Below are 24,208 nucleotides of genomic sequence, written 5' to 3'. Positions count from 1 at the left end.
CGACTTCCCGCCGCAACCCGGGACTTCGCTCCTACCGAGAGCCCATTTACATCAACCACGCCTGCCGAACGGAACATATGACATGAGCAACTCCTGGCCTTCTCTCGACTACCTTGGCTGGCGCGAGACGTGTTCCGCCTTGCATCTCTACCTTCAGATTGTCGGCAAGTACCGGCTGGCGCACAGCCCGTGGCTCAATCATTCCTGGCACGCAACATTTTATGTCACGCCGCGCGGACTGACGACTTCGGCGATTCCCGATGGCCCCGGCATCGAGATTCAGTTCGATTTCCAAGATCACATGGTTCTGGGCGTGTGCGGCAATGGACGCAAGGCTTCGTTTGCGCTCGAGCCGATGACGGTCGCCGAATTCCACGCTCGTTTCGTACGGCTTGTTTCCGATCTTGGCGGCGCGCCGACCTTCAACGGCAGTCCCAACGAAGTGCCGAACCCTGTCCCCTTCGTCGAGGATCACCGCGACCGGCCCTATGACCGCGACGCAGTCCAGCGTTTTCACCAGGCGCTCGTCGCAATCGACAGGGTCTTCAACCGTTTCCGGTCCGCCTTCCTGGGGAAGTCCAGTCCTGTTCACCTGTTCTGGGGCAGTTTTGACCTGGCTGTCACCCGGTTTTCGGGTCGACGCGCGCCGCTGCATCCAGGCGGCGTTCCCGCCCTGCCCGACGACGTGGCGCAGGAAGCCTATGACCGCGAGGTTTCCTCGGCCGGATTCTGGCCAGGCGGCGGCGGCGTCGACTATCCGGCGTTCTACGCCTACGCCTACCCGGAACCGAACGGGTTCCGCAGCGCCTCCGTGCGGCCGGACGCCGCGTTCTGGAGCGAAGGGCTGTCCGAGTTCCTCCTTCCTTACGACGCAGTGCAGGCTGCGGATGACCCGGATGCGGCCTTGATGGCTTTTCTTGTCTCGACATACGAGGCGGCCGCCGAATTCGGAAGATGGGATCGCGATCTGCTGGAATGCGCGCCGGGCGAGCCGCGCAAGGCGCGGCGACCGGACGCAAGGCCGCAAGCGACTGCGCCCGCATTGGCCGACACGGACGTCGAGCGGGAGGACGGCCCGTCCAAGGGGCGTTACCGGATTGTTGTCGATGGCTACGAGGCCGAGATGACCTACAGCCGGGCCGGCGACGCTCTGATCATCATCGACCATACGGAGGTTCCCGCCGCCCTGCGTGGCCGCAAAGTCGGCGAGAAACTGGTGCAGCGCGCCGTCGAGGACGCCCGACGCGACGGCGTCTCGATTATTCCGTTGTGTCCGTTTGCGAAGGCGCAGATCGACCGCCGTCCCGAATGGCAGGATGTGCTGCGACGTTGACACGAAGACAGGCCGGCGGCGGCTCTACTCCGGCAGGATGCCGCCGCCGTCCGTCTTCTCACTGCGTTTCGCGCTCAATTCGCGCAAGCTCGATGAACGCCTTGAAGGCGGCGCAGGGTGGATTGCCCGTGAGCGTGAGTTGGCCTGGACTTCGAGAATCTTCCACTGGCCGTACAAGTCGCCTGTGCGGGATGAATGGGTGAAATGGGGCCGACATGAGACTTTCTGGTTACGGCTGAAGATCGGGCTATACGGAAATTCGCACTCGCCGGACGCTTTGGCGCTTTCGGCCCTTTCCGGACCTTCGACCAATCTTCAAGATGCTGCGGTCGCAGCCCGCGTTCCCGCCGTTCACTAGGCAACTGCGACGAAGCGCTTGTAGGGGCCTTGGTAGACGCCCAATGTCAGGGTCTGATGATAGAAAGAGAAGCTCTCGAAGTGGAACAGATGCTCTTCCCCATTATCGTCGCTCAGGACAACATCTGCCTCGCCAAGCGGTCCGGCCTTGTTTCCCTTGCAGTATTCGACAACCTGATCGAACACATCGGTTTCACGAATGGCTGAGAACCGTTCGGCAAATGCTGAGGATTGCACGAAGTGTTTGCAGGGTTCGTGTGGATCAAAGTCTGGTTTGCGGTGGATAGCATGCGGATGATCCGTGACGAGACCAACGATGGGCCGCTCCCTGCCCCACGTCTCCACTCCCCGCCAGAACGTCGTCGTGTGCGTGTTGCCATAGGTTTGCTTCAGTTCCTTCAGGGCATCGAAAGAAGGATCTTGAGCAAGACATTCCTCCGCGAAGCGATCTCGAAGAAACAGCAAGCGGCCAGCGGCAAAATTCGCTTCTGCTTCAAGCTTTTCGTGGCAAGATGGGATCAGTGTGTGCTCGTTGTCCCCCATCATGGCACCCGCGTGCCAGGGGAGAAGGCTATGACCGACTTCGTGGGCCTCGTGCCAGCGATGTTTCAGCTGAGGTTGATCCTTATCGAGAAGGATTTTCTTCCGGTCAGGAATGTAGAGTGCGCGCAGATCCCACTTCCGTACGGCATCCAGAATGCGGGATGGGCGGGCAAGCATCTGCTTGCCCGCCATCGTCATTTTTGAGACGACCTCTTGGAGAACACCGGGGTCTTTCGCGGTGTAGAAGTCCAGATCGAGCTTTAAGAGCTCGCGGACCACTTCGAGATCGAGCGGTGGCTCTGGGTTGCCCAAATCTTTGAGAACCCGCTCAACCTTGCGATCGATATCAAGCGCGTTTTTCGTTTTGATAATTACGTTTTTCGCCACCTGACGATCGCCTTCTTGTCACTTTTGCTTTGCGTTCTCACTCAGAACTGAGATCAATCCATTCAGGATCGCATGCTCATCCTCGGTCAGAACCTCCACGGATGCCGATTTGGCCGCGTATCGAACTGCCTCCTCGACATAATCATCGTCGTTTGCATGTGTAAGTCCTGACAATCCCATGAGCTTTTCTTGTGACACGCCGAAAATCTCGGAAAGCTGGTAGAGCGTCCGCACATCCGGCAGATGGGCAGCATTGTTCTCGAGACTGAGAAGCTCTCCAATCTCGATATCCGCCTTGTCGGCCAACGCTTCTATCGACAAACCTTGATCTCGGCGCATCAGGTTGATGAAGCGTCCCAGTGCAAGCCGGGACGCTTCTGGGCTTTCATCGGCACTGGCCTCGTGTGTGAACATCGGATCGGCAGCGATCACGCCTGCTCCGATATCGAGGCCATCCTCTCGGGCACCGGCATTGCGGCACCATGCTTTGCTGATGTCGAATGTCATTCTCCTTTTCCTTTCTCAATGAAACTGCACGCACTGTCAGGGTCCAGTTCGAAGTAGCGCAGATTTTCATAGGTTGCGTCTTGTCCTAGATCGGTCATTCCGCAGGCATTGGCATAGAAGCTGTTTGCCTGTGGCAGAGAGTGCAGGCCGATCCGACCCTTGAAGCCCTCCAGCATACTCTGCTGGATGGCCGCGTTGATAAGTATGGACCCGCAACCGCCAAAGCGCGCAGGCTCTTCAGCGACATCATTTCGGTTCCAGGGCGCGGCCTCCAGAAAGTCGATGTAGACAAGATGCTGGCCGTCGTGGCCCGGCATGCGGGCGCGCTTTGTCAGATCGATCGTCATCATGGCCTGAGTCATGTCCTCAGCCACGATGGCGAAGGAGAGATTGGCCAGGCGACGCTCGATCTCGCGCAGCTTGTCACGCCAGTCCCAATGGCGGCTTTGGGGCCAGAACCGGCGTTCGACTTTTTGCTGGTTCAGAAGCTTGAGCCGACGTTGGAGATCAGGAATCCATTCGGCTTCCCAATCCGCCAGGTTCTTGTCGACGATACTGTGCCAAAGTTCCGCATCCACGGATTCTTTGGTGCTTCTGTTTGTCAGCCAGACGGGCGTCACAGCAGAAGGTGTGGTGGCGATCATAGCATCATGATCTCCGCCTTCTCTTTTGACGCTTCGTCTTCGAAGAAGAGCTTATCCCCTCTTTCAAGGCGCTCCTCGACGCGTTGGTAGAGCCGCAGGGCCTGTCTGAGCAGAACGGTCTTGCTCAAATCCTTCTTGTCGCACAGCTCCTCCAGCACGGCCATTTCAGCCTCAGTGAGGTTCAATGTCATTGTTTTCTTGGACATCTGGGCACTCCTTCAGAGCACCATATGCGCTTTTCATGGGCAAAAGTCAACAAAAAACATTCTCTGCACAGCTATTGACTAGCTATATTTTAGCTATTAAATGATGATCAAGCATTGGCACGGTGCCGTCGCACAACCGTAGGAGACATAGCCATGAAAGGCATTGTCGATATTGAAGACTGGGTGCGCGACCAGCCAATCGCGCAAATTCCCGACGCAGAAACCTATCGTGTCCGCCTTTGGGACAGTGATAGCTTCGATGAGAAACGCTCGCTCGGTGATGCTGAGCCAACCGGGCGGCAGGTGCTCGAGGCGTTTGATCGCACGCCTGCCGATGAGCATGTTCTGCTCTACCTTCCTCGCAACGACAAACTGCGTGAAATCGAGATCGACGAAACGCTCGATCTTCGAGCGCAAGGGCCAGAACGCTTCTTTGCGTTCAAGACCGACCGGCTGCTGAAATTCATGGTGAATGGTCGTCGCTTCAGTTGGGGTGCTCAGACGATCTCCGTCGAGATGATTCGCTTTGTCGCTCGCATTCCCCCAAACGAGACTCTGTTTCTCGAGCGGATGGATGAACCTGATAAAGAACTTGGTGACAGCGATACGGTGCGGCTTTCAAGCAAAGAGCTCGAGCGCCTCGTCTCGCGCCAACCGTCCTGGCAGCTCAATGTTCAGGGTGTCCTGCTGACACTGACTTCACCGCTCGTCGTGGTCAAAGACGCATTGGCGCAGGCAGGCTTCGATCCGGACAAGGGGTGGATCGCTATCCTCAAACGGAAGGGCGAAGCCAAACTTCAGGTGGCCCTGACCGATACAATCGATCTGACCCTTCCCGGGATCGAGAAGCTTCGGCTGACGCCGGCGCAGATCAACAATGGCGAGGCACACAATGTGCCTCGTCGTGAGTTCGCCCTTCTCGAGAATGACGAAACCTATCTCGAGGAGCGTGGCCTCTACTGGGAAACCTTCATGGACGCCGGTCGGCGGTGGTTGCTGCTTCGCGACTTCGTCCTCCCAGACGGATACAACGCACAGGTGGTCGACATCGCGATTGAGGTGCCACCAACCTATCCGAGATCTGAGATCGACATGTTCCATTGTTATCCGCACCTGGCCCTGAAAACAGGGCATGAGATTCCGCAGACGTCTGTGCGGACTTCGATCGGTGGTCGAAGCTTTCAGCGGTGGTCCCGTCACTTGAACGGTCAGACACGCTGGAACCCGGCCACGGATAGCGTGATGACGCATATCGCGGTCGTCGAAGCCGCAATCTTGAAGGAGGTCGGGGAATGACCGCAAGCCTCACGCTCACTGAGAACCAGCATGCGGAGCTTCGTGGTTTTCTCTTTCCCGGCGACGAGTTGGAGTCCGCGGCCATAATGATCTGCAGGTTCGTGGGACCGGCCAAGGAACGCATGATCGTGCGCGCCGTCGTTAACGTACCTGACGCGTTATGCCCCCAACGGAAATGCAATTACATCAGTTGGCCAGGCGAGAGCATCGAAGACGCCATCGACCAGGCTGAATCCGATGGCGATGCCATCATACTGATCCACAGTCATCCAGGCGGCTTCTACGGGTTCTCAAAGACAGACAACACGAGCGATCGCATCACGATCCCCGGTTTGTTCGCGGCCATCGAGGCCGAGGGATTTTTTCACGGATCAGCGATCATGACTCCAAGCGGGGCGATTAAGGTGCGCCTCTATTGTCAAACGGGCGAGAGCCACGATGTCGATAAGGTCTGGCGCGTCGGTCTGAACATCGTTGATCTTACCAAAAACGGTCTGGCGCCGGCCCTGCCCTTTGGGCACCAGATGACCGACAAACTCGCCGGTTGCACGGCCTGTGTTATTGGTGTGTCGGGGACAGGCTCGATCGTGGCGGAACTGCTCGCCCGCAAAGGCGTCGGCCATCTCGTTTTGGTCGATTTTGATATCGTCAAGCACAAGAACCTCAATCGTATCGTCAATTCGACTGTCGAAGATGCAGAAGCGAGACAGCTCAAGACTCGCATGATGGCCGCTGCTATCAAGCAATACGCGCCCAACACTAAAGTCACGATCATTTCCGCCGGCCTAGACACCCGTGATGCAGTGATTGCTGCGTCTGCGGCCGACATCCTCTTTTCATGCGTAGACGGCATGACAGGCCGAAGCATCGCAGAACTGATCTGCCGTCGCTGCCTAATCCCGCTGATAGACCTCGGTGTTACGATCCCAACACGGCGTGATAACGCAGACATGGCCCACGTCGCTGATGTATGCGGTCGCATCGATTTTGTGAGGCCAGACGGACCCAACCTGTCAGATCGGGAAGTCGTCACATCGGAAGGATTGCGCGCCGAGTATCTGTTGGCCAACGCGCCCGACGCAGCTGCGCAAGAGATCGAAGCTGGATACATCCAAAGCGTTCATGAAGAAGCCCCGTCGGTCATGGCATTGAATATGAAGGCGGCAGCGGATGCCGTTCTCGAATGGATCGCACGTCAGTTTCCCTACCGTATAGGAGGCAACTCTGGGTGCGCGCGTACGCTTTTCTCGCATGCTGCCGGCGAACTGGAACTGATACCTGAAGAGGAGTTCAAGACTGAGGCAACGGGAGATCTGGCGTTTGGTTTGGTCGAGCCTCTTCTGGGGTTGCCCAGCCTCGCGCCCATCAAAGTGAGGGACGCGGCATGACGGTGCGTTTTTGTGTTCGGTCGCTTTGGCAGAGATATGGCCCGCGACGGAAATTGATCATTGTTGATGGCGACACTCCACCGACTCCCATTCGGTCGAGGCATATTTACCTCTGTCGTGATGGCGGAGACGATTGGTCGGTCGCAATGCGGTGCCCGTGCGGTTGCGGGGACGACTTGGAATTGATGCTCCTAAAGGAAGTCAAGCCGAACTGGTCGTTGAAACCGGAGGATGACAAACCGCCCACACTTCGTCCCTCCGTCTGGCGAAAAACAGGATGCAAAGCACATTTCTGGCTGAGAGATGGTCACATTCATTGGTGCTAGAGGAGAGTCATGTCCCTAGAGCAGTCTCCTGATTGCCTGCCAAGGTCTGCTTTTTTTGTCTGAGTTTGTCTTGTTAGGCACTTGCGGCGAAAGTCTGCTTCCCGCCGATTTTGATGAAAAAGGCTTAGTTGATTTAGCTTCTGGTGGCTTGCCGAACAGCATCGGGTTCGGTTGTCACGCTGGCTGCGGGATCAGCTTTGCGAGCTTGCGAAGATTTTGGGCTGTTGCGGCGAGGTGGAATTCGTCTTTCGCTCCGTTGGGTCCCCGAAGACGCAAGCGGTCGAGTTTGAGGATGCGTTTAAGATGGGCGAACAGCATCTCCACCTTCTTTCGCCGTCGCTGGGCATCGACATAGGCATCGGTGGTTGCGATCTCGCGTGCAAGATCCCGTGCCTCCTCGTAGATATGTCGGGCGATCTTCCGGGCTGGTTGGTTCGGTGTGCATCGGGCCTTGAGCGCACAGGATGAACAATCGCCCTTTCGGGCATAGTAGCGGATGAAACCATCCTTGCTGATCCCGGATCGGGGCTTTGTCATCTTGCGCCAGTACTTCTTCAGCCGTTTGCCGCCGGGACAGACATATTCGTTGGCCTCATGGTTGAAGACGAAAGCGGTGTTCGGGAAAGAACCATCCATGCGTTTCGATTTATCGAAAACGGGAATGTGCGGCTGAATGCCTTCTTCATGCAGCAGCCAGTTGAGGTTCCCAGCTGACCCATAGGCCTGGTCGGCGGCAAGGACCTCCGGGTTGAGGCCGAACCGGTCGCGGGTCCGCCGGATCATCGTTCGGGTTGCACCGACTTCGGCTTGCCGGATCGCCCTGCTTGCCTCCACATCGACGATGATCGCGTTGTCGGTATCGATCAGGTAGTTGTTGGCGTAGGCGAAGAAGGCGGGACCTTTGAGTGCGCCGGTCCATTGGGAAGCCGGATCACTGTGGGAAGTGAACTTCGGTTCGACATCACTGGCGGCGCCAAAGGCGGCATCGTCCAGCGTATCCAGATATTCCTTGACTGCCCGTGGTACGGCTTCCGGATCGAGTGAGGACGGGTCCCATTCTTCCTTCGCAGTCGAGTTCTGCTTGTTCGCATCGGCTCGGATGATGCTGGCATCGGCGGCGAACACATCGCCACCCACCAATCCTTCTTCAATGCAGCGGGCAACGACACTCTCAAACAGCTGCCGCAACAGATCGCTTTCCCGGAACCGGCCATGACGGTTCTTCGAAAAGGTCGACTGATCGGGCACTGGATCGCCCAGATCGAGACGACAAAACCAGCGATAGGCAAGGTTCAGATGGACCTCTTCACACAGCCGCCGCTCGGATCGAATACCCATGATGTATCCGACCAGAAGCATGCGGATCATCAGTTCGGGATCAACCGACGGACGCCCGATATCGCTGTAGAAAGCGCGCAGGTGTGTTCGGATGTCGGTCAAATCCACAAATCGATCTATCGACCGCAACAGATGACCCGATGGTACGTGGTCCTCAAGGCTGAACTCATAGAACAGTGCCGCCTGACATTCCTTTCGCTTGCCCATCATCGCAATCAGCCTCCCAAATCACTTGAGAAACTGAATCAATCGACAAAGGCCTAATCAAGGCGACTTTTTCATCAAAATCCGCCCTGTCCGGTCCTTGGACCAGAGCGCAGCGAATGGCTGCTTACGGGAGCTGAGGCCACAATCGCGAACGTCCGAAATGAGGGCGCAAAGCGGTCAATTTGTCCGGGCCGCAAGGATCAGCAAAGGCTGTCCGCGCCGGTTGCATTTTTTCGAGGCGCGCACTATATACGGGTTATGTCGGGTTCGATTGAATCCGAGCCAGAAAGGCGCCTGTCCCGTTGGCGCTTTGACGGCCTTACATGTTTTTATGGCATTCTTGCCAACCCCACCCTCTCGGCAAATGAACGGGAAGTTGCTGAGGAACAATACTCACGATCGTGAGAGGTTCCTCGGTAATTGAAGCCCGAGCCTCTCCGATCGCCAAAGGAGGGCTCATGGAACCTCAAGACAAATTCCGGTTCAAAGTACCGGGCATTGAAATTTCAGCCGACGGCAAGTTCGCCATCGCTGCTTCCGTCGTCATCGTTCTCGTTCTGCTGGCAACGAAGGTTGCCGGGCTGTGGTGATCAACTGATCGGCATGAACGCTCCCCGGCATCGGTCGCTGGGGAGCGGTCCTTTCGCGTGATTCTTCTGGCAGTCACAAGGCGACGGCGGCACGCTGAAGCGGCGCGGCTTCTGCCCCATATGCGGTTCGTCCGTCTACATGACCTTTCCCGATATGCCCGATGTGTTCATCGTGACGCCGGCAAGCCTCGACGATCCGAGCCGTTACAAACCGCAGCTGGCGACCTTGACCGCAGCCGGATATGACTGGAACCACCTTGCCCCTTCCTTGCAGAAATTCGACAGGATGCCCCCGGCCCGATAACGAGCCTGCCGCCTTTGTCGCATGGCGCTTGAAGGTTCGACTGTCGTCAGTTTCGCGAACCCTCCCTCGACCCAAATCGGGATTGCCGAAACCGCTATCGTCCCGGATCGCCAGATAACGGGCGGCTCTGGACACTCTCGATGCGTTTCGCGCTCAATTCGCGCGCAAGCTCGATGAACGCCTTGAAGGCGGCGGACGGGTTGCGCCGGCCGGGATAATAGAGGCAAAGCCCGGGAAATGGAGGAGTCCAGTCCTCCAGCACGCGAAAGAGCCGCCCGGCTGCGATATCCGCCTCCACATCCTGCTCCATGAAGAAGCCGAGACCGATGCCTTCCAGCGCGGCAATACGCGCAATGCTGGTCTCGCCCAGGGTAATCCGGCCGCTGACTTCGATCTGGGCGCTTTGACCGCCCTTTTCGAATTGCCAGCGATAAAGCGCGCCGTTGGGAAGCCTGACGCGGATGCACGGATGATTGAGAATATCCGGCGGAACGAGCGGCCTCCCGTATTTCTCTATATGTTCCGGCGAACCGACGACCGCGTAGCGCTGCTTGCGGCGAAGCGACACCGCGATCATGTCGCTTGGAACGAGTCCTGCAAACCGCACGCCGAGATCAAAGCCGTCCGCAACGATGTCGACCAGCCGGTCTTCCGTCGCCAGAACGACATGCGTCTGCGGATAGCGATCGAGAAACTCGAGGATCAGGGGTGAGATGATCGCTCTTGCCGCCGTTCCGAAGGCATTGATCCGGATCGTTCCCGAAGGGGTGGTCTGCTGCGAACGCGCGGCCTCGATTGCGCCGTGGATGTCCTGCAATGGAGCGCCGATCCGGTCAACGAAAGCCTGCCCGGCGTCCGTCAGCGAAACGCTTCGGGTCGTGCGATTGAAAAGACGGACGCCAAGGTTCGTTTCAAGCTTGCCGACGGCATTGCTGAGGGCGGTCGTCGACATGCCGAGATCGAGCGCGGCGGCGCGGAAGGACCCCCGGCGCACGATGGCGATCACAGCATCGAGATCGTTCAGTCCCGGTCGATACATTGTCCCGCTTTCCGAAATGCGACATCCAATATTATCCTGCTTATCGGGACGCACGTCTACGCCTATTTTTGCTGTCGACAAGACCAATCCGACCACAAGGAGCAGCGATATGAATCTGCCAATTCCGGTTCAGGCGTTTTTTGACGCCGACAAGCAAAACAACGGCGAGACGCCGATCCGAAACTTCCTGTCCGACGCCACGGTCATGGACGAAGGGCGCACCCATTCCGGCCATGCGGACATCGAAAAATGGTGGCGCGTCTCCAAGGAGAAATATCACCACGTGGCCGAACCGCTGGAGTATCGCGAGGAAGACGGCCTCTCCAAGGTTCGCGCCCGAGTGACGGGCGAGTTTCTGGGCAGTCCCGCAGTACTGACCTTCGCCTTCCGGCTGAAAGACGACCGGATCAGGAGCCTGGAGATTTGCGCATGAACGCGTTTCTCTCCCTCCAGGGCAAACGGGCGCTCGTCACCTCGGGCACCCGCGGCGCGGGCGCGGCGACGGTTTGCCTCTTTCGCGAACTCGGCGCGCAGGTTCTGACGACCGCCAGGTCGAAGCCGGAAGACATGCCGGACGAAGAGTTCGTGGCGGCCGATCTCACCACCGCGGAGGGCTGCGTCAGCGTTGCGCAGGCGGTTCGCGAGCGGCTGGGCGGGGTGGACATCATCGTTCACATGCTTGGCGGCTCGTCCGCGCCCGCAGGCGGCTTCGAAGCCCTGTCCGACGATGAATGGCGAACGGAACTGGACCTCAACCTGTTTCCCGCCGTCCGCCTCGACAGGCTGCTCGCGCCGGACATGGTTGCAGCGGGCAGCGGCGTGATCATCCATGTGTCGTCTATTCAGCGGCTCATGCCCCTGCCCGACGCCACGACCGCCTATGCGGCCGCGAAGGCGGCCCTTTCGACCTACAGCAAGTGCCTGTCTAAGGAGATCTCGCCCAAGGGCGTCCGCGTAACGCGGGTATCACCGGGCTGGATCGACACGGAAGCCTCCGTCGATCTGGCGACGCGGATTGCCAAACAGGCAGGCACGAATATCGATGGCGGCCGGAAAATCATCATGGATTCACTCGGCGGCATTCCCATCGGCCGCCCATCGAACCCGGTCGAAGTCGCCAGTCTGATCGCCTTTCTGGCGTCCGATCGCGCCGCCACGATCACCGGCTCGGAGCACCTGATCGATGGCGGCGCAGTACCGACCGTGTGACCCGTCAACACTCAGCAGGACCGCGACGCTCTTGCCGCGGCCCCGCTCAAAACTCCAACAAGGAAAACCGATATGAAGAAGAGTATTTTGGCTGCATCCGTCGCGGCAAGTCTCGCATCCGCTACGCCTGCGCATTCCGCCGACGACACGATGGTCAGAAACGTCGTTCTGGTGCACGGCGCCTTTGTCGACGGCTCGGGCTGGCGCAAGGTCTACGAAGAACTGACGGAACGCGGATACAGGGTGAGCATCGTTCAGAACCCGCTGACGTCGCTTGCCGACGACGTCGCCGCGACGAAGCGGGTTCTGGATCGGCAACAGGGACAAACCATACTCGTCGGCCACTCATGGGGCGGAACCGTCATCACCGAGGCGGGCGTCCATCCGAACGTGGCGGGTCTCGTTTACATCTCTGCGCTGTCGCCGGACGCCGGCGAGACGACCGCGCAGCAATATGCAGGGTTTACCGGTCCGCCGGAGTTCGTGCTCGACATCGGAGAAGACGGCTACGGATTTGTAAAGGCGGAGAATTTCAAGGCCGGATTCGCCGCCGACGCCAGCGACGCGGACGCCGCGTTCCTCCGGGATTCGCAGGTCGCGATCAACATGAGCTCCTTTGAAACCACGCTTGAAAACGCCGCCTGGCGTGTCAAGCCAAGCTGGGCGGTCATCGCCACGGATGACAAGGCGTTCGACATGAAGATGCTCTACTGGATGGCGGAGCGCATCGGCGCCAATGTCACCGAGGTAAAGGCCAGCCATGCGGTCTTCATGACGCAACCGAAATCGGTCGCCGACGTCATCGATCGGGCGGCGCAAACGGTCGAATAGGCTCATCGGAGCGGATTTGCCGGTCGCCATGCAAAAGTCCGTTCCAGCGGTAGCTTTTCCGGCGATGACGCGTCGGAGAATTCAGCCGCCATGAAACTTTTGGGCCAACCGCATTCGATCAATGTCAGAAAAGTGCTTTGGACCTGCGTGGAACTGGGGATTGCGCCGGACCGCGAAGACTGGGGAGGAAACACACGCTCGACATCGTCTCCGGAATTCCTTGCGATCAATCCCAAGGGGCTGGTTCCAGTCCTCGTTGACGGCGATGTTCGCCTCAGCGAATCCAACACGATCTGTCGCTATCTCGCAGCGCGCGAAGGACGCTCCGATCTGCTGCCCGAAAGCGCGGCGGAACGGGCTGAAGTCGAAGCATGGATGGATTGGCAACTCAGCGAGCTGAACAATGCATGGCGTTCCGCTTTCATGGGGCTTGTTCGAAAACATCCGGCGTTCGGCGATGCGGACGCGCAAGCAGCAAGCATCCAGGCCTGGAACAGCGCAATGCACCTGCTCGACAGGCGCCTTGCGTCCACAGACGCCTATATTTGCGGCGAGAAATTTACGCTTACTGGCATCGTTCTGGCGCTGTCGACCAATCGATGGGAGAACACGCCGATGGACCGCCCCCAATTGCCGGCGGTCAGCGCCTGGATGGACCGAATGTCGAAACGGCCCGGGTTTGCGGAGCACTGTCGTAACGGTATCGCCTGACAGGTTCGCATCCGGAGGGCGCCGCCCCGCCTGCCCCATGCGGGCGACAACGCCTTTGAACCGCATCAGAAATTTCTCTCCTGCAGATGCTTCCGTAGAGAGATCATTGCGTCTAGTATTGGTCCGGACAAATTATCGGGAGCCGCCATGATTGGCAGCATATTTCCCGCGTAACACTGCGAATTATGGAGTCGTCGATGGGTGCTATTGATATCGTGTGCAATCTCTTCACGCCGCAGGAGGTTGCCGAAGGGCGCACCGGCATCGACGAAAGCTTCAAGCAGCAGGTGCGGATGTCCCCGGAGATGCGAGGCGGCGTCACGATCGACGATTACCTTGCAAAGATGGATCGCGCGGATATCGACCGGGCGCTTCTGATCGCCGTGCGCGCAGGCGACATGGCGGTCCGCGGGTCGTTTGAGATCACCTATGAGCGCGTCGCCGAAGTATGTCGCGCCAAGCCGGACCGGTTTTCAGGGCTCGCCGGGGTGGATCCGTTTCGGGGAATGCAGGGCATTTACGACCTGGAGCGCGGCGTGAAGGAACTGGGATTCGTCGGCGCGCACCTCTATCCGCACTGGTTCGGTCTGGCGCCCAATGACCGGCGCTACTATCCCTACTATTCCAAGTGCTGCGAGCTCGATATTCCGATCATGATGCAGGTCGGCCACAATCTCATCTATTCGAGAGAACGCCGACTGCCTTCCGTTGGCCGGCCGATTACGCTCGACGAGGTCGCGATCGATTTTCCCGAGTTGAAACTGATTGGTATTCACATCGGAATTCCCTGGACTGACGAGATGATTTCCATGGCCTGGAAGCATGAAAACATCTTCATCGGAGTCGACGCCTATGCGCCCAAGCACTGGCCATCGCAGCTTGTCCACTACCTGAACACCTATGGGCGTGAGAAAGTGCTGTTCGGGACGGACTGGCCTGTGATCGACCCTGAAAGAGCCGTCAAGGAGGTCGACGCGTTGAACCTTCGTCCGGAAAGCAAGGACTTGCTGATGCGCGAGAACGCATTGCGGATTTTCCGCCTGCCGGAGAGCGGCAAGCCGCAGCAGCAATCAAAGCCGGATGCGCCGGACGACATTATCGAGCGCCAGTTTCGCGCCGGTATCCGGATGACACGGAGCTGATGGCGGATGACCGAGTTTCCCGCAAATTATCGATCCCTGGACATCTCGGCCGGCCTGCGCACCAACGCGGCGCGCGTGCCCGGACGCACGGCAATCACGATTGGCGACCGCAAGATCACCTATGGTGAACTTGGCGATCGACTGAACCGCGTCACCAACGCTGCCGCCGCCGCCGGCCTGGAAACAGGCGCCAACGCGGCGATCATCGCCGGCAACGAGCCCGAATATTTCGAGATCGTCGGCGGCGTTTCCGCGACGGGCGCGGCGATCGCCACCATCAATCCCCGGCAGACGGAAAGCGAACTTTCGGCGATACTTGAGGACTGTGACGCCCGGCTGGTGTTCACCGACCAGGCGAACGCCGAGAAGGTGAAATCGGCGAGCCAGGCGCCCGTGATCGTGATCGGAGACGAGCACGACAACTGGATATCGAAAGCCTCCGCTGCGCCGCCATCGCAATTGCCCGACGAATGGCAAACCTTCGCCATTCCCTATACGTCCGGAACCACCGGCAGGCCGAAGGGCGTCTGTCTGCCGCACCGCAGCCGCGTGATGGTGTTCCTCGTTTCCGCCGCGGTCTATCGATGCTTTGGAGAGGGTGACAATTTCCTCGTTACGACTCCGCTGTTTCATGGCGGCGGCTTCGCCTATCCGATGGCCAGCCTGTTTCTCGGCGGCAGCGTCGAATTGATGGAGAAATACACGCCCGAACTGCTGTACGAGTGTTTTGCCGATGGCCGCCATACGGGGACTTTCGTGGTGCCGACCCAGTTGCACAGCATGTTCGAGATGCCCGAATCGCGGCTGGAGAAACTCTCCAACCACCGATTGACGTCGATGATCTGCAACGCCGCGCCGCTGCCGGAAGAAACCAAGCTCGCCACGCTGCGCTGGTTCGGCGAAACCAGTCTGCACGAAACCTACGGGTCGACAGAGGGCGGCGTCATAACCAATCTCTATCCACACGAAATGCGGCTCAAGCAGAATTGCGCCGGACGGCCGATTCCAGGCCAGCAGGTGAAGCTTCTCGACGACAGCGGCGCCGCTGTGGCGCCCGGCGAGATCGGAGAGCTTTTCTCGACCGGCCCTACCCTCTTCAACGGCTATCTCAACCGACCCGAGGAAACCGAAGCAAGCATGCGCGACGGTTGGTTCTCTGCCGGCGATCTCGCCTGGGCCGACGAAGAAGGCTTTTTCCACATCGTCGACCGGAAAAAGGACATGATCCTGTCCGGCGGGGTCAATATCTATCCGCGCGACATCGAGGAAATCCTCTACGCCCTGCCGGGCGTCGCCGAGGCGGCCGTCGTCGGCGTGCCGGATCCGCGCTGGGGCGAAGCGGTGTGCGCGTTTCTGCGGCCGTCCGGCGACCCGCCCGATCCGGAATGGGTCATATCCCAGTGCCGCGACCGGATGGCGCCGCACAAGGTGCCGAAATCGGTGCAATTTGTAGAGGCCATTCCGCGAAACGCCGCCGGCAAGGTGCTGAAAAAGGATCTCCGCGCCCAGTGGGAAGCCAAGGCATGAGCGAGGTCCTGCAGACCATCGTTCGCCTGTCGCATGGCGGGCACATCCGTCTGCAGGTTCAGGGTTCGGGCCCGGTGGTGGTGCTTTGTCACGAGTCGCCGCGCTCTTCGGCGGCGCTGCTTCGCCTGGCGGGGCATCTGGCGCAAAACTTCACCTGTGTGATGATGGATACGCCGGGTTTCGGCTATTCCGACCCGTTGCCGCTGGCGCAACCCGAAATCGCGGATTTTGCATTGGTCGTTCTGGAGCTTGTGGACCGTCTCGACCTCGGACCGGTTCCGATTTACGGCGCCCACACCGGCGCCGCCATCGCCGTGGAAGCCGCCGTCCAGTCGCCCGACAGCGTTTCCGCCGTCATTCTCGACGGCTATGCGATCTTCAACGAAACCGAGCGCGACGCTCTACTTGCGCATTACCTCCCGCCATTCCTGCCGACGCTCGACGGAACGCATGTGGCCTGGCTCTGGTCGAGGGTCCGGGACCAGTTCACCGTGTTTCCCTGGAACCAGCTTGGCGACGGATCGCGGCTGGGATACGGCCCGCCGAAACTCGATCATCACCATGCAGTGGTGACGGACTTCCTGCTTGCCGGCGACGCCTACCGGGCGGCCTATGCGGCTGCGTTCCGCTACAATCACTTCGAGCCGCTGGAACGGGTGCAGCGCCCGGTCTTTATCGCGACGCGCGAAGACGACATGCTGTTCGAGCATATGGAGCGTGCAAGAGGACTGAGCGAACACGTCTCGCTGACGGCAATGACCTCCGACCGCGGCGAATGGGCGTCGACCATGAAACGGCTGGTCTCCGAGAACGCCGGCTACACGCTTCTGGACGCCCGCGCAATCATCGATCGCGCGTCGTCGCTGCAGGGATCGAAACGCCTGATCGAAACATCCGCGGGGCCGGTCGCGGTCCGGATCGACGGCGATGGTTCGCCGGTCGTGCTGTTGCATGACATGCCTGGCGGGTCCGACGAGCTGCGAGGCGTGGCGGCGCGGCTCGGCAGATCGCACAGGGCCGTGAGAATTTCGCTTCCCGGCGTCGACGTCTATCCGGCGGCGCCCAATACGCTTGACACTGTCCGGGATCTCGCCGCAATCATAGCCGAAGTAATCGGTAAACTCGGAGTGCAGGACGCGCCCGTTATCGCTATCGGAGCTAGCGTTGCAATCGCGACCGAGCTTCCGGGCGTGAGCAAACTGATTGTGGTCGACCCCTGGACGCAGATCTCTGCCGCATCGTCCGACATGGTTCCTGACATTTCCCCGAGATGGGACGGCGCGCATCTCTCCGCCGCCTTCTGGTGGGCGCGCGACTATGACCTCTTCAAGCCCTGGCACGACCGGGAAAATCAAAAAGGCCGGGCGATCGGCAACGATCTGAGCGCAGAACGCCTGCACAACCGCTTTCGGTCGATTGTCGTCGCAGGCGATCATGGCCTCAAGATGGCCCGCAATCTCTACCGGTGTGACGCTGCCGGAAATCTGGAGGCGTCAGGCGGCGGGATCGATATCGTGGTGTTCGACGGCGATCCGGACTGCGACGCGCTCGCTTCGTGGGCGATCGGTTGCGTGGGCGAGGATCATGTGCACCGGGTCTCACGGCAAACCGTTCCGCTGGCGCAAATGCTGAAAGGCCTTCTGGCGTGACAAGCCTGATCGACAGTCTCGGCGGCATTATCGGCGCGGAGCGGGTTCTCGACGATCCCGGGGCGCGCCGGATGTTCTCCGAGGACATTTCCGGCGAGGCGGCCGCGCCGGTTCAGGCCATCGTCCAACCCGCCAGCGCGGAAGACGTTGGAGAAATCGTAGCCCTGGCGCGCAAACGGGGCATTGCGATCCTGCCTCGCGGCGGCGGCATGTCCTATTCGTGCGGATACCTGCACGACGCCGAAGCGCTCGCGTTCGATCTGAGGGATCTGAGCAGAGTCATCGAGATCAACGAAGAGGCGCGATGCGTGACCGTGGAAGCGGGATGCACATGGGCGAAGCTGTATGACGCGCTGGATGAACGCGACTTGCGAACGCCATTTTTCGGCCCCCTGTCGGGGATGGCGGCGACCATCGGCGGCTCGCTGAGCCAGAACGGTTCGTTCTTTGGATCGGGGAGTTACGGCTATGCCGCAGAGTCCGTGATCGGCCTGGAGATCGCCGACGGAACCGGCGCCCTCCATCGCATCGGATCGTGGGGCGCTCGGCGCCTCCCCGCGCTGCCGCGGTTCGGACCGGACATGGTCGGAGCTTTTCTGGGCGATTGCGGAGCTTTCGGCGTCAAGACGAAAGCCCTGCTGCGGTTGATTAAAAAACCACCGACGCCCGCCTTCCTGTCGTTTTCATTCGACACGTCGCAGCAGATCGTCGCCGCGATGATGACGCTGCGCGACATTCCGCACCTGGCCGAAGTCTGGGCTTTCGACAAGGCCGCGCATCGCAATCTAGCGCGCAGCGGCTTCTCCGTGCTGGAATCGGTCGGCATTGCCTCCGATATCGCCGGCAAGTCGGGATCAGTTCTGAGTGCTGCCCGCAACCTCGTCAATGCAGCAGGAATGCGCAGCGCCAGGCTCGACAAGCTGACATGGTCGCTGCACATCGTCGTCGAGCCGCCGCTCAAATCCCTGCTGGGCGAGATCGCGGACGCCGCGTCAAAAACCTGCGCGGCTGCGGGCGGTTCGCCGATACCCGACACGATACCCCGCGTGACCCGCGCCCGTCCCTTCCGCAAGATAAAGGCGCTGGTCGGGCAGGACGGAGAGCGCTGGCTGCCGTGTCACGGGATATTTTCCGGCGACGCCTATCCGGCGGCCTTACAGTCGGTGGAAGATATTCTGAAGAACCGCGAAGCCGACCTGGAAGATCATTCAATCCGGGCGCCGATACTGCTGGCGAGCGTGGGCGACGAATTCATCATCGAACCGCAGCTGATGTGGCCGGACTCACTTTCGGGTTTCCAGAGATCCCATGCGACCGACGATCAGGTCAAAGCGCATGACCGCAATGAACCGCGCCCGCAAACCCGCGCGCTGGCTCTCGAAATACGCCGGGAATTCATGGATCTCTTCGCGCAGCGTGGCGGCGCCAGCATGCAGATCGGACGAAGCTATCGCTACCGGGAAGATCTTCTGCCTGGCATGGACGGGATGCTGACGGCGCTGAAAACCGCTCTCGATCCCGACGGCATTCTCAATCCTGGCGTACTGGGTCTGGCGCCGCAGTCCGCGTAGCCGCGTTGCAGGTCCAGACGATGCCCGCAGAAGCCAGCACGGACACCACGACCATGACCAGCGCCCAAAGAAGCGGCTCCCGCGCCTGCAGATAGACGCTGCTCGACCACTGGAAGGCGATCGCCACCAGAACCACCACGCCCCAAGCGCCCCAATACCAGGCCCCGCGCCCCGCCTCGACGACCGTGTCCTGGTCTTCCATGATGTCGCTCAGGATACGCTGCTCTTCTTCCTTTATATCGGACAAGTCGCGATTGTCCGTTGCCCGATCGCGCGGACGCGCGAGGAAGTTGCTCCCGAACACCACAACCGCCAGCGCTATGGCGGCGATGTCGAGTTTCCATTCCGGTGTGACGGCGAGCAGGAACACGCCGATGGCGCCGACGCGCTGCCACAACGGCATGGGCGCGAAAGCATAGCCTGTCGTCCCTGTTGCGAAGGCGCAGAGGCCCAGCGTCGCCATGACCGTGACATAGACCGTCTCCTGCCAGGAGCTTTCAAGCAGCAGCCCCGGCGAATAAATGAACAGGATCGGCAGAAGGAAGCAGGCGATCCCGAGGCGCGAAGCCGACACTCCGACCGCTATCGGGTTCGCGCGCGCGATGGGCGCCGCGGCGAAGGCCGTCAGCGCCACCGGCGGCGTAATGTTTGAAATGATGCCGTAGTAGAAGGCGAAGAAATGCGCCGCCATCGCCGGAACGCCGGCGACCTTGAGGATCGGAATGATGGTTGCGACCAGGGTGAGATAGATGGCCACCGCCGTCATGCCCATTCCCATGATGACCGACAGAACCGCGGCGAGGATGAGCAAGGCCCAGAGGTGATCGCCGGCGGCGTGCGCTGCCGCCTGGGCGATCTGGAAGCTCAGGCCTACGGAGAAAATGGCGCCGAGAATGATGCCGGCGGAGGCCGCGGCGACCGACAGCCCCACGGTGGAGGTCGCGGTTTCCTCAATCACGGCGAGCAAGGTGCGCGGGTTGAGCCTGCGGCGCGGCTGGAGAATACCGATCAGGAAGGTGATCCCGGTAATCATGACGGCGACATAGACGATCGACCGGCCGGCGACGAGAGCCACGATGATCAACACGATCGGGAGCAGCAGATAGCCTTCCCGTTTGAACAGCGCCCAGGCGCTCGGCAGCAACGCCTTCGGCATTTGCGGCAGGTTCAGGCGTCTCGCCTCAGTATGCACCGAAACGAAGATCACCAGGAAATAAAGGATGGCGGGAATGGCGGCCGCCATGATGATATCGAGATAGGGGCGGTCGAGGAACTCGGCCATGATGAATGCGACGGCGCCCATGACCGGCGGCATGATGATGCCGCCATTGGAGGCCGCGGCTTCGACGCCGCCAGCGAACGCCCGCTTGTAGCCAAGCCGGATCATCAGCGGGATCGTGAAGACGCCCGTTGTCAGGACGTTGCCGATCGATGAGCCGGACAGCGAACCCATCATAGCCGACGAAACCACTGCGGCTTTTGCCGGCCCTCCCGTGCGATGTCCGAACAGGGCGAAGGCCAGTTTCGTGAAGAACGCGCCTCCGCCGCAGGCGTTCAACAGTGTGCCGAACAGAATGAACAAGACGACGAAGTTGGCCATGACCGCGACCGCGGTGCCGAAGATGCCATTGGAATCCAGGAAGACGCTTTGCAGCAAGTTTTTCAACGTTGTGGGCGGGCCATAGAAAATGCCCGGAAAATAGTTCGCGTAGATGGCGTGCGCCATGAAAAACAGGCAAATGAATACAAGGATCGGCCCAACGACGCGCCTGGTCGCTTCAAGGATCAGCACGATAAAGAGGATCGAAGTGAAATAATCGATCGGCCGGAAAATAATGGTGCGAATGCTCCAGGTTTCCAGTTCGATCATGAAATAGGCCTGGACCCAGAGGGTTCCTGCGATCATGGCGAGGTCCGCGAGACGCGGCAGTCCGCGACCGAGCGGCCTGGTCAGAAAGACAAGCACCAGTGCAATATTGACGTGCAGCGACCTGAACAGCAGGGCGTTGGGCGATCCGTAGATGCCGGCGTAAAGATGGATCAGCACGAACAAGGTGCTGAGTGTCAATATAGCCCAGGAATCGACAAGCCTGCCTTCTGTTCCACCTGTCACTCTCGCGAGCGCGGTTTTTTCGGTCATGACAGGAGCCGTTGAGAATTATCCATGACAGGAATGCCCGCCCGTTCACATGTGTTGCGAACGGGCGGTACAGGCTTACATCGCGCCGACTTCCTTGTAGAATTTTTCGGCGCCCGGATGGACGGGGATCTCGTTGTATTGAAACACGTCTTTGTCGTCGATTTGCTCCGACCCGGAAAAGAGGCCGTGGAAGTCGCCGAACTTTTCATACATCAGCTTCGTGATCTGGTAGACAAGTTCGTCGTCGGTGTTCGCATTCACCACCAGCTGATTGACATAATACGGAAGCAGCACGTCCTCATCCTGTCCGGCATAGGTGCCTGCCGGAAGCACGGTGCGACCCATTCCGGGAAGAATCTCGGCGAGCTTGTCGAGCTGCTCCTCCGTCATCGGAATAAGCTTGAACCCTGGATTGTCCTGGATCTGGACGAGCAATCCGTAAGGCGCAGGGCCGGCGAATATGCCGGCGTCGAGCCGACCGTCCTGGAAACCCTGCACTTCGTCGAGATAGCCGTATTCCTCGATGACGCCGCCGGCGGCCTCGATATCCTCCGAGGAAGTTCCCGCAGCCTGAAGCATGGGTTCGAAGACCTGATAGAAGAATCCGGCCTTCTCGCCCATCCAGACCCGGCTTGGGCCATCGTCGAGTTCTTCAAGTGAACTGACGCCATCTTTTGCGGCAACCGGCTGGATCGCTGCTCCGTAAAGCGTGATTATGTGGCGGACATCCGGCGTCGGAATGCCGAGAGAACCCTTGCCGTCGGCGATCTTCTTGGCGTCGAATGTCGGTGCGATGTTCAGCGTCAGATCGCCCGTCTGGATGCCGATTTGCGATTTTTCGACATTTCCGGACACCACGTTCGCGGTCACGCCGTCAATGTTCTCGTTGATCAACTCCACAAGCTTTGCAGCGAAGACCGGATACGTTCCGGCAAGTCCTCCGCCAACGCGAACAAACGTATCCGCCAAGGCGGCGCCGGCCTGAAGGCTCAAGCCGATGCCGGCTACGAGTCCGATTGCGGTTCTTCTATTTAACATGATCATAAAGGATCTCCCTGTTCTGTACTGTGCAGGCCGGTAACCGGCTGTTCCCCATGCTCAAAACCAGATAAGTCAGGTTATATGAACTTTCCGATTATGCAATATGTCCGTACAAATTATCGGATAATGTCCATACAAACTTGTGCATGCCATGCATTTCGCAGCGGCTCCTTCCGAGGCCGCTGAATAGTGTCGACAGTAGAAGATGTCAGTGGCTCTTCAGGCGCCCCGCCTACCCCAGGCGGTCAACAACGCCCTCGGCCCAGCGATTGGACGCTGCGCCGAAGCAATCATGCAGGGAGTCGGCGGCTGCGACGCTGCCGAGCGCAAGGCGCCCCAGCAGGCAAAGTCCCGGCGCGCTTTGGCCGTTCTTGCCTATCAGGCTTCCATCAGCGTCGGTGTGCGCGCCGTACCCATTTGCAAAGGGCGTAAGCAGGCCGTCCTCCTGCAGGCCGGATAGCAGCGGTGAACGCACTGCTTCGAGATCGGGATTCGGCAGGACGGAATCGATCATCACGGAAGCCTCGGCGGTGTTATCCGACTTCTTCAGGGTCCAGCCGGCGGAGGTCAGCGCGATTTCGGGATCGGCTGAGAAGGCCAGGCTGACGACGCCAGCCTCGATAAGCGCTTGCAGCTCACGGCTCGACGCGACCGGCGGACCGTAGGAGTAGCGTTTCAAGCCTTCGTCGAAGCCGATCAACGTTTGCGCCGTTTCGGGAGGGGTGTCGGTCGGGTTGAAACCGCTTCTGAATTCGTTCTGCCATTTGCGCCAGACCTGGCCGACGGCGAACCCGATGGATGGCGCGCGGGCGCCTTCGGCCATTGCGATCCCGTCATCGAGCGTCTCGCGCGATCCGGATACTTCCTGCGATCCCGGGTCTTCCCATTCCGTGCCGAGCCAGTCTGCAACGGCTTGCGCGCCGGCATCGGCGCCGCAGTGGCGCAAGATGCGCGCGACGGCCGGCGTCAAGGCGGCGTCAACGAGGTCTCGCGCCTGTTGCGACGTGGCGGCTGCGGCTTGCGCAATGGCTTCGGCAAAGGTTTCGGTTTCCTGCGCCGTTGGCTCAAAACGTGCGTCCAGCGCCTCGGTTTCCGGCTTCGGGAAAGGCGGTCTGCCATCGAACGAAAACGGCAGGATGCGCTCGGGCTCACGCCCGGACCGATAATAACGCCCACTATCGAAGCTGCCTCCCTGCGCCGTCGTCAGGACCCGCAGAATGTCAAAGGCGGATAGTGCAAAACCACGTATCGCGATGGTTTTGCCCGCCCAATCAGCCCCCTGCGCCTGCAGTTGTTTCGCAGGATAGGCCTGCGCCAGGGTCCCGGAGGATGTCTCCGCATGACGCCGCCACTCGGCAAGCTGATCGTCCGGCGCGGTCTCCGGTTGACCGAGGGTCAGCAACACTTCAGCGTAGGGTCCACGCCATTTGCGGGCCGCCAGCAGCCACCAGCCGTTTTCGTCCCGCCGCGCGCGCTCGACCGACATTATTTGATGGGTGATCGCGAAGACGCCAAGCTCAGCGAGATCCGCATAGCGCATCTCCAAATAACGCCCCAACTCCGCGCGCTGCGGAAAATCATCCGGGTCCGGCGCGTCGGAGAGCCACTCGACGAACGGCGGGCAGCGGGTTAACCCCGGAGGATCGATCTCGATGTCGCGGATCGGAATGTTCAGCCGGCAGACCTCGCTTTCGTTCGGATCGAAATTCGGCCCCGCGCCGAGCATGCGAAATGGATCGTAGACGTCCACAGACATGGGCGAACCCTCGCGCGAAAGTCGCGCGGCAAGCGCCTCAAGCGCGCCAAGTCCCCTCGGCCCGCAGCCCACGACTGCAATTCTTTTCGCCGGTTTGTCGTCCATGCCTGCCTTGCCCATGCTTTTGTCTCACAACAGCAATAGCTGGAGGCTGGCGTGGCGGCAA

The 24,208-nt window shown here is 59.9% G+C and carries 23 protein-coding genes and 1 pseudogene; 15 read left to right on the top strand and 9 right to left on the bottom strand.

The genetic code is table 11. The features are described 5' to 3' along the window. The first annotated feature begins 82 nt into the window (after positions 1–82). Positions 83–1,333 (top strand): DUF5996 family protein, encoded by a 1,251-nt coding sequence (locus K1W69_RS05485; RefSeq protein ID WP_220227301.1) that lies wholly within the window; start codon positions 83–85, stop codon positions 1,331–1,333. Next, positions 1,317–1,691 (top strand): hypothetical protein, encoded by a 375-nt coding sequence (locus K1W69_RS05480; RefSeq protein ID WP_220227300.1) that lies wholly within the window; start codon positions 1,317–1,319, stop codon positions 1,689–1,691. The genes K1W69_RS05485 and K1W69_RS05480 overlap by 17 nt, the downstream gene beginning before the upstream one ends. Here the strand turns inward: K1W69_RS05480 and K1W69_RS05475 are convergent. From K1W69_RS05475 to K1W69_RS05460, 4 genes are read right to left on the bottom strand one after another with little or no spacing between them, the layout of a single operon-like run. After that, on the bottom strand, positions 1,688–2,620 hold the full coding sequence (locus K1W69_RS05475; protein ID WP_220227299.1) for an ImmA/IrrE family metallo-endopeptidase: 933 nt from the start codon (positions 2,618–2,620) through the stop codon (positions 1,688–1,690). The two genes, K1W69_RS05480 and K1W69_RS05475, sit on opposite strands and share 4 nt — an antisense overlap. 18 nt (positions 2,621–2,638) lie before the next feature. Continuing rightward, the gene (locus tag K1W69_RS05470) at positions 2,639–3,127 is read right to left on the bottom strand and encodes a helix-turn-helix domain-containing protein (protein ID WP_220227298.1); all 489 of its coding nucleotides are present in this window, start codon (positions 3,125–3,127) and stop codon (positions 2,639–2,641) included. Further along, on the bottom strand, positions 3,124–3,771 hold the full coding sequence (locus K1W69_RS05465) for a GNAT family N-acetyltransferase (RefSeq protein WP_220227297.1): 648 nt from the start codon (positions 3,769–3,771) through the stop codon (positions 3,124–3,126). Before K1W69_RS05465 ends, K1W69_RS05470 begins: the two co-directional genes overlap by 4 nt. Continuing rightward, positions 3,768–3,977 carry a ribbon-helix-helix protein, CopG family gene (locus K1W69_RS05460; RefSeq protein WP_220227296.1) on the bottom strand — a complete coding sequence of 70 codons (210 nt, stop codon included), beginning with the start codon at positions 3,975–3,977 and terminating at the stop codon, positions 3,768–3,770. Before K1W69_RS05460 ends, K1W69_RS05465 begins: the two co-directional genes overlap by 4 nt. Positions 3,978–4,130: 153 nt before the next feature. Here K1W69_RS05460 and K1W69_RS05455 point away from each other — a divergent pair, with 153 nt between their 5' ends. The 3 genes from K1W69_RS05455 to K1W69_RS05445 are packed head-to-tail and all read left to right on the top strand — an operon-like array spanning position 4,131 to position 6,987. Beyond that, on the top strand, positions 4,131–5,273 hold the full coding sequence (locus K1W69_RS05455; protein ID WP_220227295.1) for a multiubiquitin domain-containing protein: 1,143 nt from the start codon (positions 4,131–4,133) through the stop codon (positions 5,271–5,273). After that, positions 5,270–6,661 carry a ThiF family adenylyltransferase gene (locus K1W69_RS05450; protein ID WP_220227294.1) on the top strand — a complete coding sequence of 464 codons (1,392 nt, stop codon included), beginning with the start codon at positions 5,270–5,272 and terminating at the stop codon, positions 6,659–6,661. The genes K1W69_RS05455 and K1W69_RS05450 overlap by 4 nt, the downstream gene beginning before the upstream one ends. Then, positions 6,658–6,987, top strand: a complete 330-nt coding sequence (locus K1W69_RS05445; protein WP_220227293.1) for a ubiquitination-like system serine protease family protein — start codon at positions 6,658–6,660, stop codon at positions 6,985–6,987. The genes K1W69_RS05450 and K1W69_RS05445 overlap by 4 nt, the downstream gene beginning before the upstream one ends. Before the next feature lie 174 nt (positions 6,988–7,161). Here K1W69_RS05445 and K1W69_RS05440 read toward each other — a convergent pair whose 3' ends face one another. Then, on the bottom strand, positions 7,162–8,535 hold the full coding sequence (locus K1W69_RS05440) for an IS1182 family transposase (protein ID WP_220227292.1): 1,374 nt from the start codon (positions 8,533–8,535) through the stop codon (positions 7,162–7,164). 455 nt (positions 8,536–8,990) lie between these two features. Here K1W69_RS05440 and K1W69_RS26950 point away from each other — a divergent pair, with 455 nt between their 5' ends. Then, the gene (locus tag K1W69_RS26950; protein WP_258570814.1) at positions 8,991–9,122 is read left to right on the top strand and encodes a hypothetical protein; all 132 of its coding nucleotides are present in this window, start codon (positions 8,991–8,993) and stop codon (positions 9,120–9,122) included. Positions 9,123–9,204: 82 nt separating this feature from the next. After that, positions 9,205–9,426 (top strand): annotated as a pseudogene (locus K1W69_RS05435) (GFA family protein); the annotation flags it as partial. A 94-nt stretch (positions 9,427–9,520) separates the two neighbouring features. Here the strand turns inward: K1W69_RS05435 and K1W69_RS05430 are convergent. After that, on the bottom strand, positions 9,521–10,465 hold the full coding sequence (locus K1W69_RS05430; protein WP_220227291.1) for a LysR family transcriptional regulator: 945 nt from the start codon (positions 10,463–10,465) through the stop codon (positions 9,521–9,523). Between the two features lie 109 nt (positions 10,466–10,574). Here K1W69_RS05430 and K1W69_RS05425 point away from each other — a divergent pair, with 109 nt between their 5' ends. The 8 genes from K1W69_RS05425 to K1W69_RS05390 all read left to right on the top strand — a co-directional run bounded on the left by K1W69_RS05425 (position 10,575) and on the right by K1W69_RS05390 (position 19,105). Continuing rightward, a complete protein-coding gene (locus K1W69_RS05425) occupies positions 10,575–10,898 on the top strand; it encodes a nuclear transport factor 2 family protein (protein ID WP_220227290.1) in 324 nt (107 codons plus the stop codon). Beyond that, positions 10,895–11,674, top strand: coding sequence for an SDR family oxidoreductase (locus K1W69_RS05420; RefSeq protein ID WP_220227289.1), 780 nt, complete (start codon positions 10,895–10,897; stop codon positions 11,672–11,674). Before K1W69_RS05425 ends, K1W69_RS05420 begins: the two co-directional genes overlap by 4 nt. A gap of 72 nt (positions 11,675–11,746) precedes the next feature. Next, a complete protein-coding gene (locus K1W69_RS05415; protein WP_220227288.1) occupies positions 11,747–12,505 on the top strand; it encodes an alpha/beta fold hydrolase in 759 nt (252 codons plus the stop codon). A gap of 90 nt (positions 12,506–12,595) precedes the next feature. Beyond that, a complete protein-coding gene (locus K1W69_RS05410) occupies positions 12,596–13,216 on the top strand; it encodes a glutathione S-transferase family protein (protein WP_220227287.1) in 621 nt (206 codons plus the stop codon). 197 nt (positions 13,217–13,413) lie between these two features. Next, the gene (locus K1W69_RS05405; RefSeq protein WP_220227286.1) at positions 13,414–14,358 is read left to right on the top strand and encodes an amidohydrolase family protein; all 945 of its coding nucleotides are present in this window, start codon (positions 13,414–13,416) and stop codon (positions 14,356–14,358) included. A 6-nt stretch (positions 14,359–14,364) separates the two neighbouring features. Then, positions 14,365–15,885, top strand: a complete 1,521-nt coding sequence (locus tag K1W69_RS05400) for a class I adenylate-forming enzyme family protein (protein ID WP_220227285.1) — start codon at positions 14,365–14,367, stop codon at positions 15,883–15,885. Further along, the gene (locus K1W69_RS05395; RefSeq protein ID WP_220227284.1) at positions 15,882–17,534 is read left to right on the top strand and encodes an alpha/beta fold hydrolase; all 1,653 of its coding nucleotides are present in this window, start codon (positions 15,882–15,884) and stop codon (positions 17,532–17,534) included. Before K1W69_RS05400 ends, K1W69_RS05395 begins: the two co-directional genes overlap by 4 nt. Next, positions 17,531–19,105: an FAD-binding oxidoreductase gene (locus K1W69_RS05390; protein ID WP_220227283.1), complete on the top strand. Its 1,575-nt coding sequence runs from the start codon at positions 17,531–17,533 to the stop codon at positions 19,103–19,105. The genes K1W69_RS05395 and K1W69_RS05390 overlap by 4 nt, the downstream gene beginning before the upstream one ends. On the opposite strand, the gene K1W69_RS05385 is transcribed toward K1W69_RS05390, so the two are convergent. From K1W69_RS05385 to K1W69_RS05375, 3 genes are all read right to left on the bottom strand, one after another. Further along, positions 19,065–21,245, bottom strand: coding sequence for a TRAP transporter permease (locus tag K1W69_RS05385; protein WP_220227282.1), 2,181 nt, complete (start codon positions 21,243–21,245; stop codon positions 19,065–19,067). The two genes, K1W69_RS05390 and K1W69_RS05385, sit on opposite strands and share 41 nt — an antisense overlap. 75 nt (positions 21,246–21,320) lie before the next feature. Then, on the bottom strand, positions 21,321–22,289 hold the full coding sequence (locus K1W69_RS05380) for a TAXI family TRAP transporter solute-binding subunit (RefSeq protein WP_220227281.1): 969 nt from the start codon (positions 22,287–22,289) through the stop codon (positions 21,321–21,323). Positions 22,290–22,518: 229 nt separating this feature from the next. After that, positions 22,519–24,162 (bottom strand): FAD/NAD(P)-binding protein, encoded by a 1,644-nt coding sequence (locus tag K1W69_RS05375; RefSeq protein ID WP_220227280.1) that lies wholly within the window; start codon positions 24,160–24,162, stop codon positions 22,519–22,521. Positions 24,163–24,208: the final 46 nt, after the last annotated feature.

Source organism: Flavimaribacter sediminis, from assembly GCF_019492055.1.
In the GTDB taxonomy this organism is placed as follows: Bacteria; Pseudomonadota; Alphaproteobacteria; order Rhizobiales; family Rhizobiaceae; genus Flavimaribacter; species Flavimaribacter sediminis.
The sequence above is the reverse complement of the archived record's forward strand: the minus strand, read 5'-3'. Positions and strand labels throughout refer to the sequence as shown.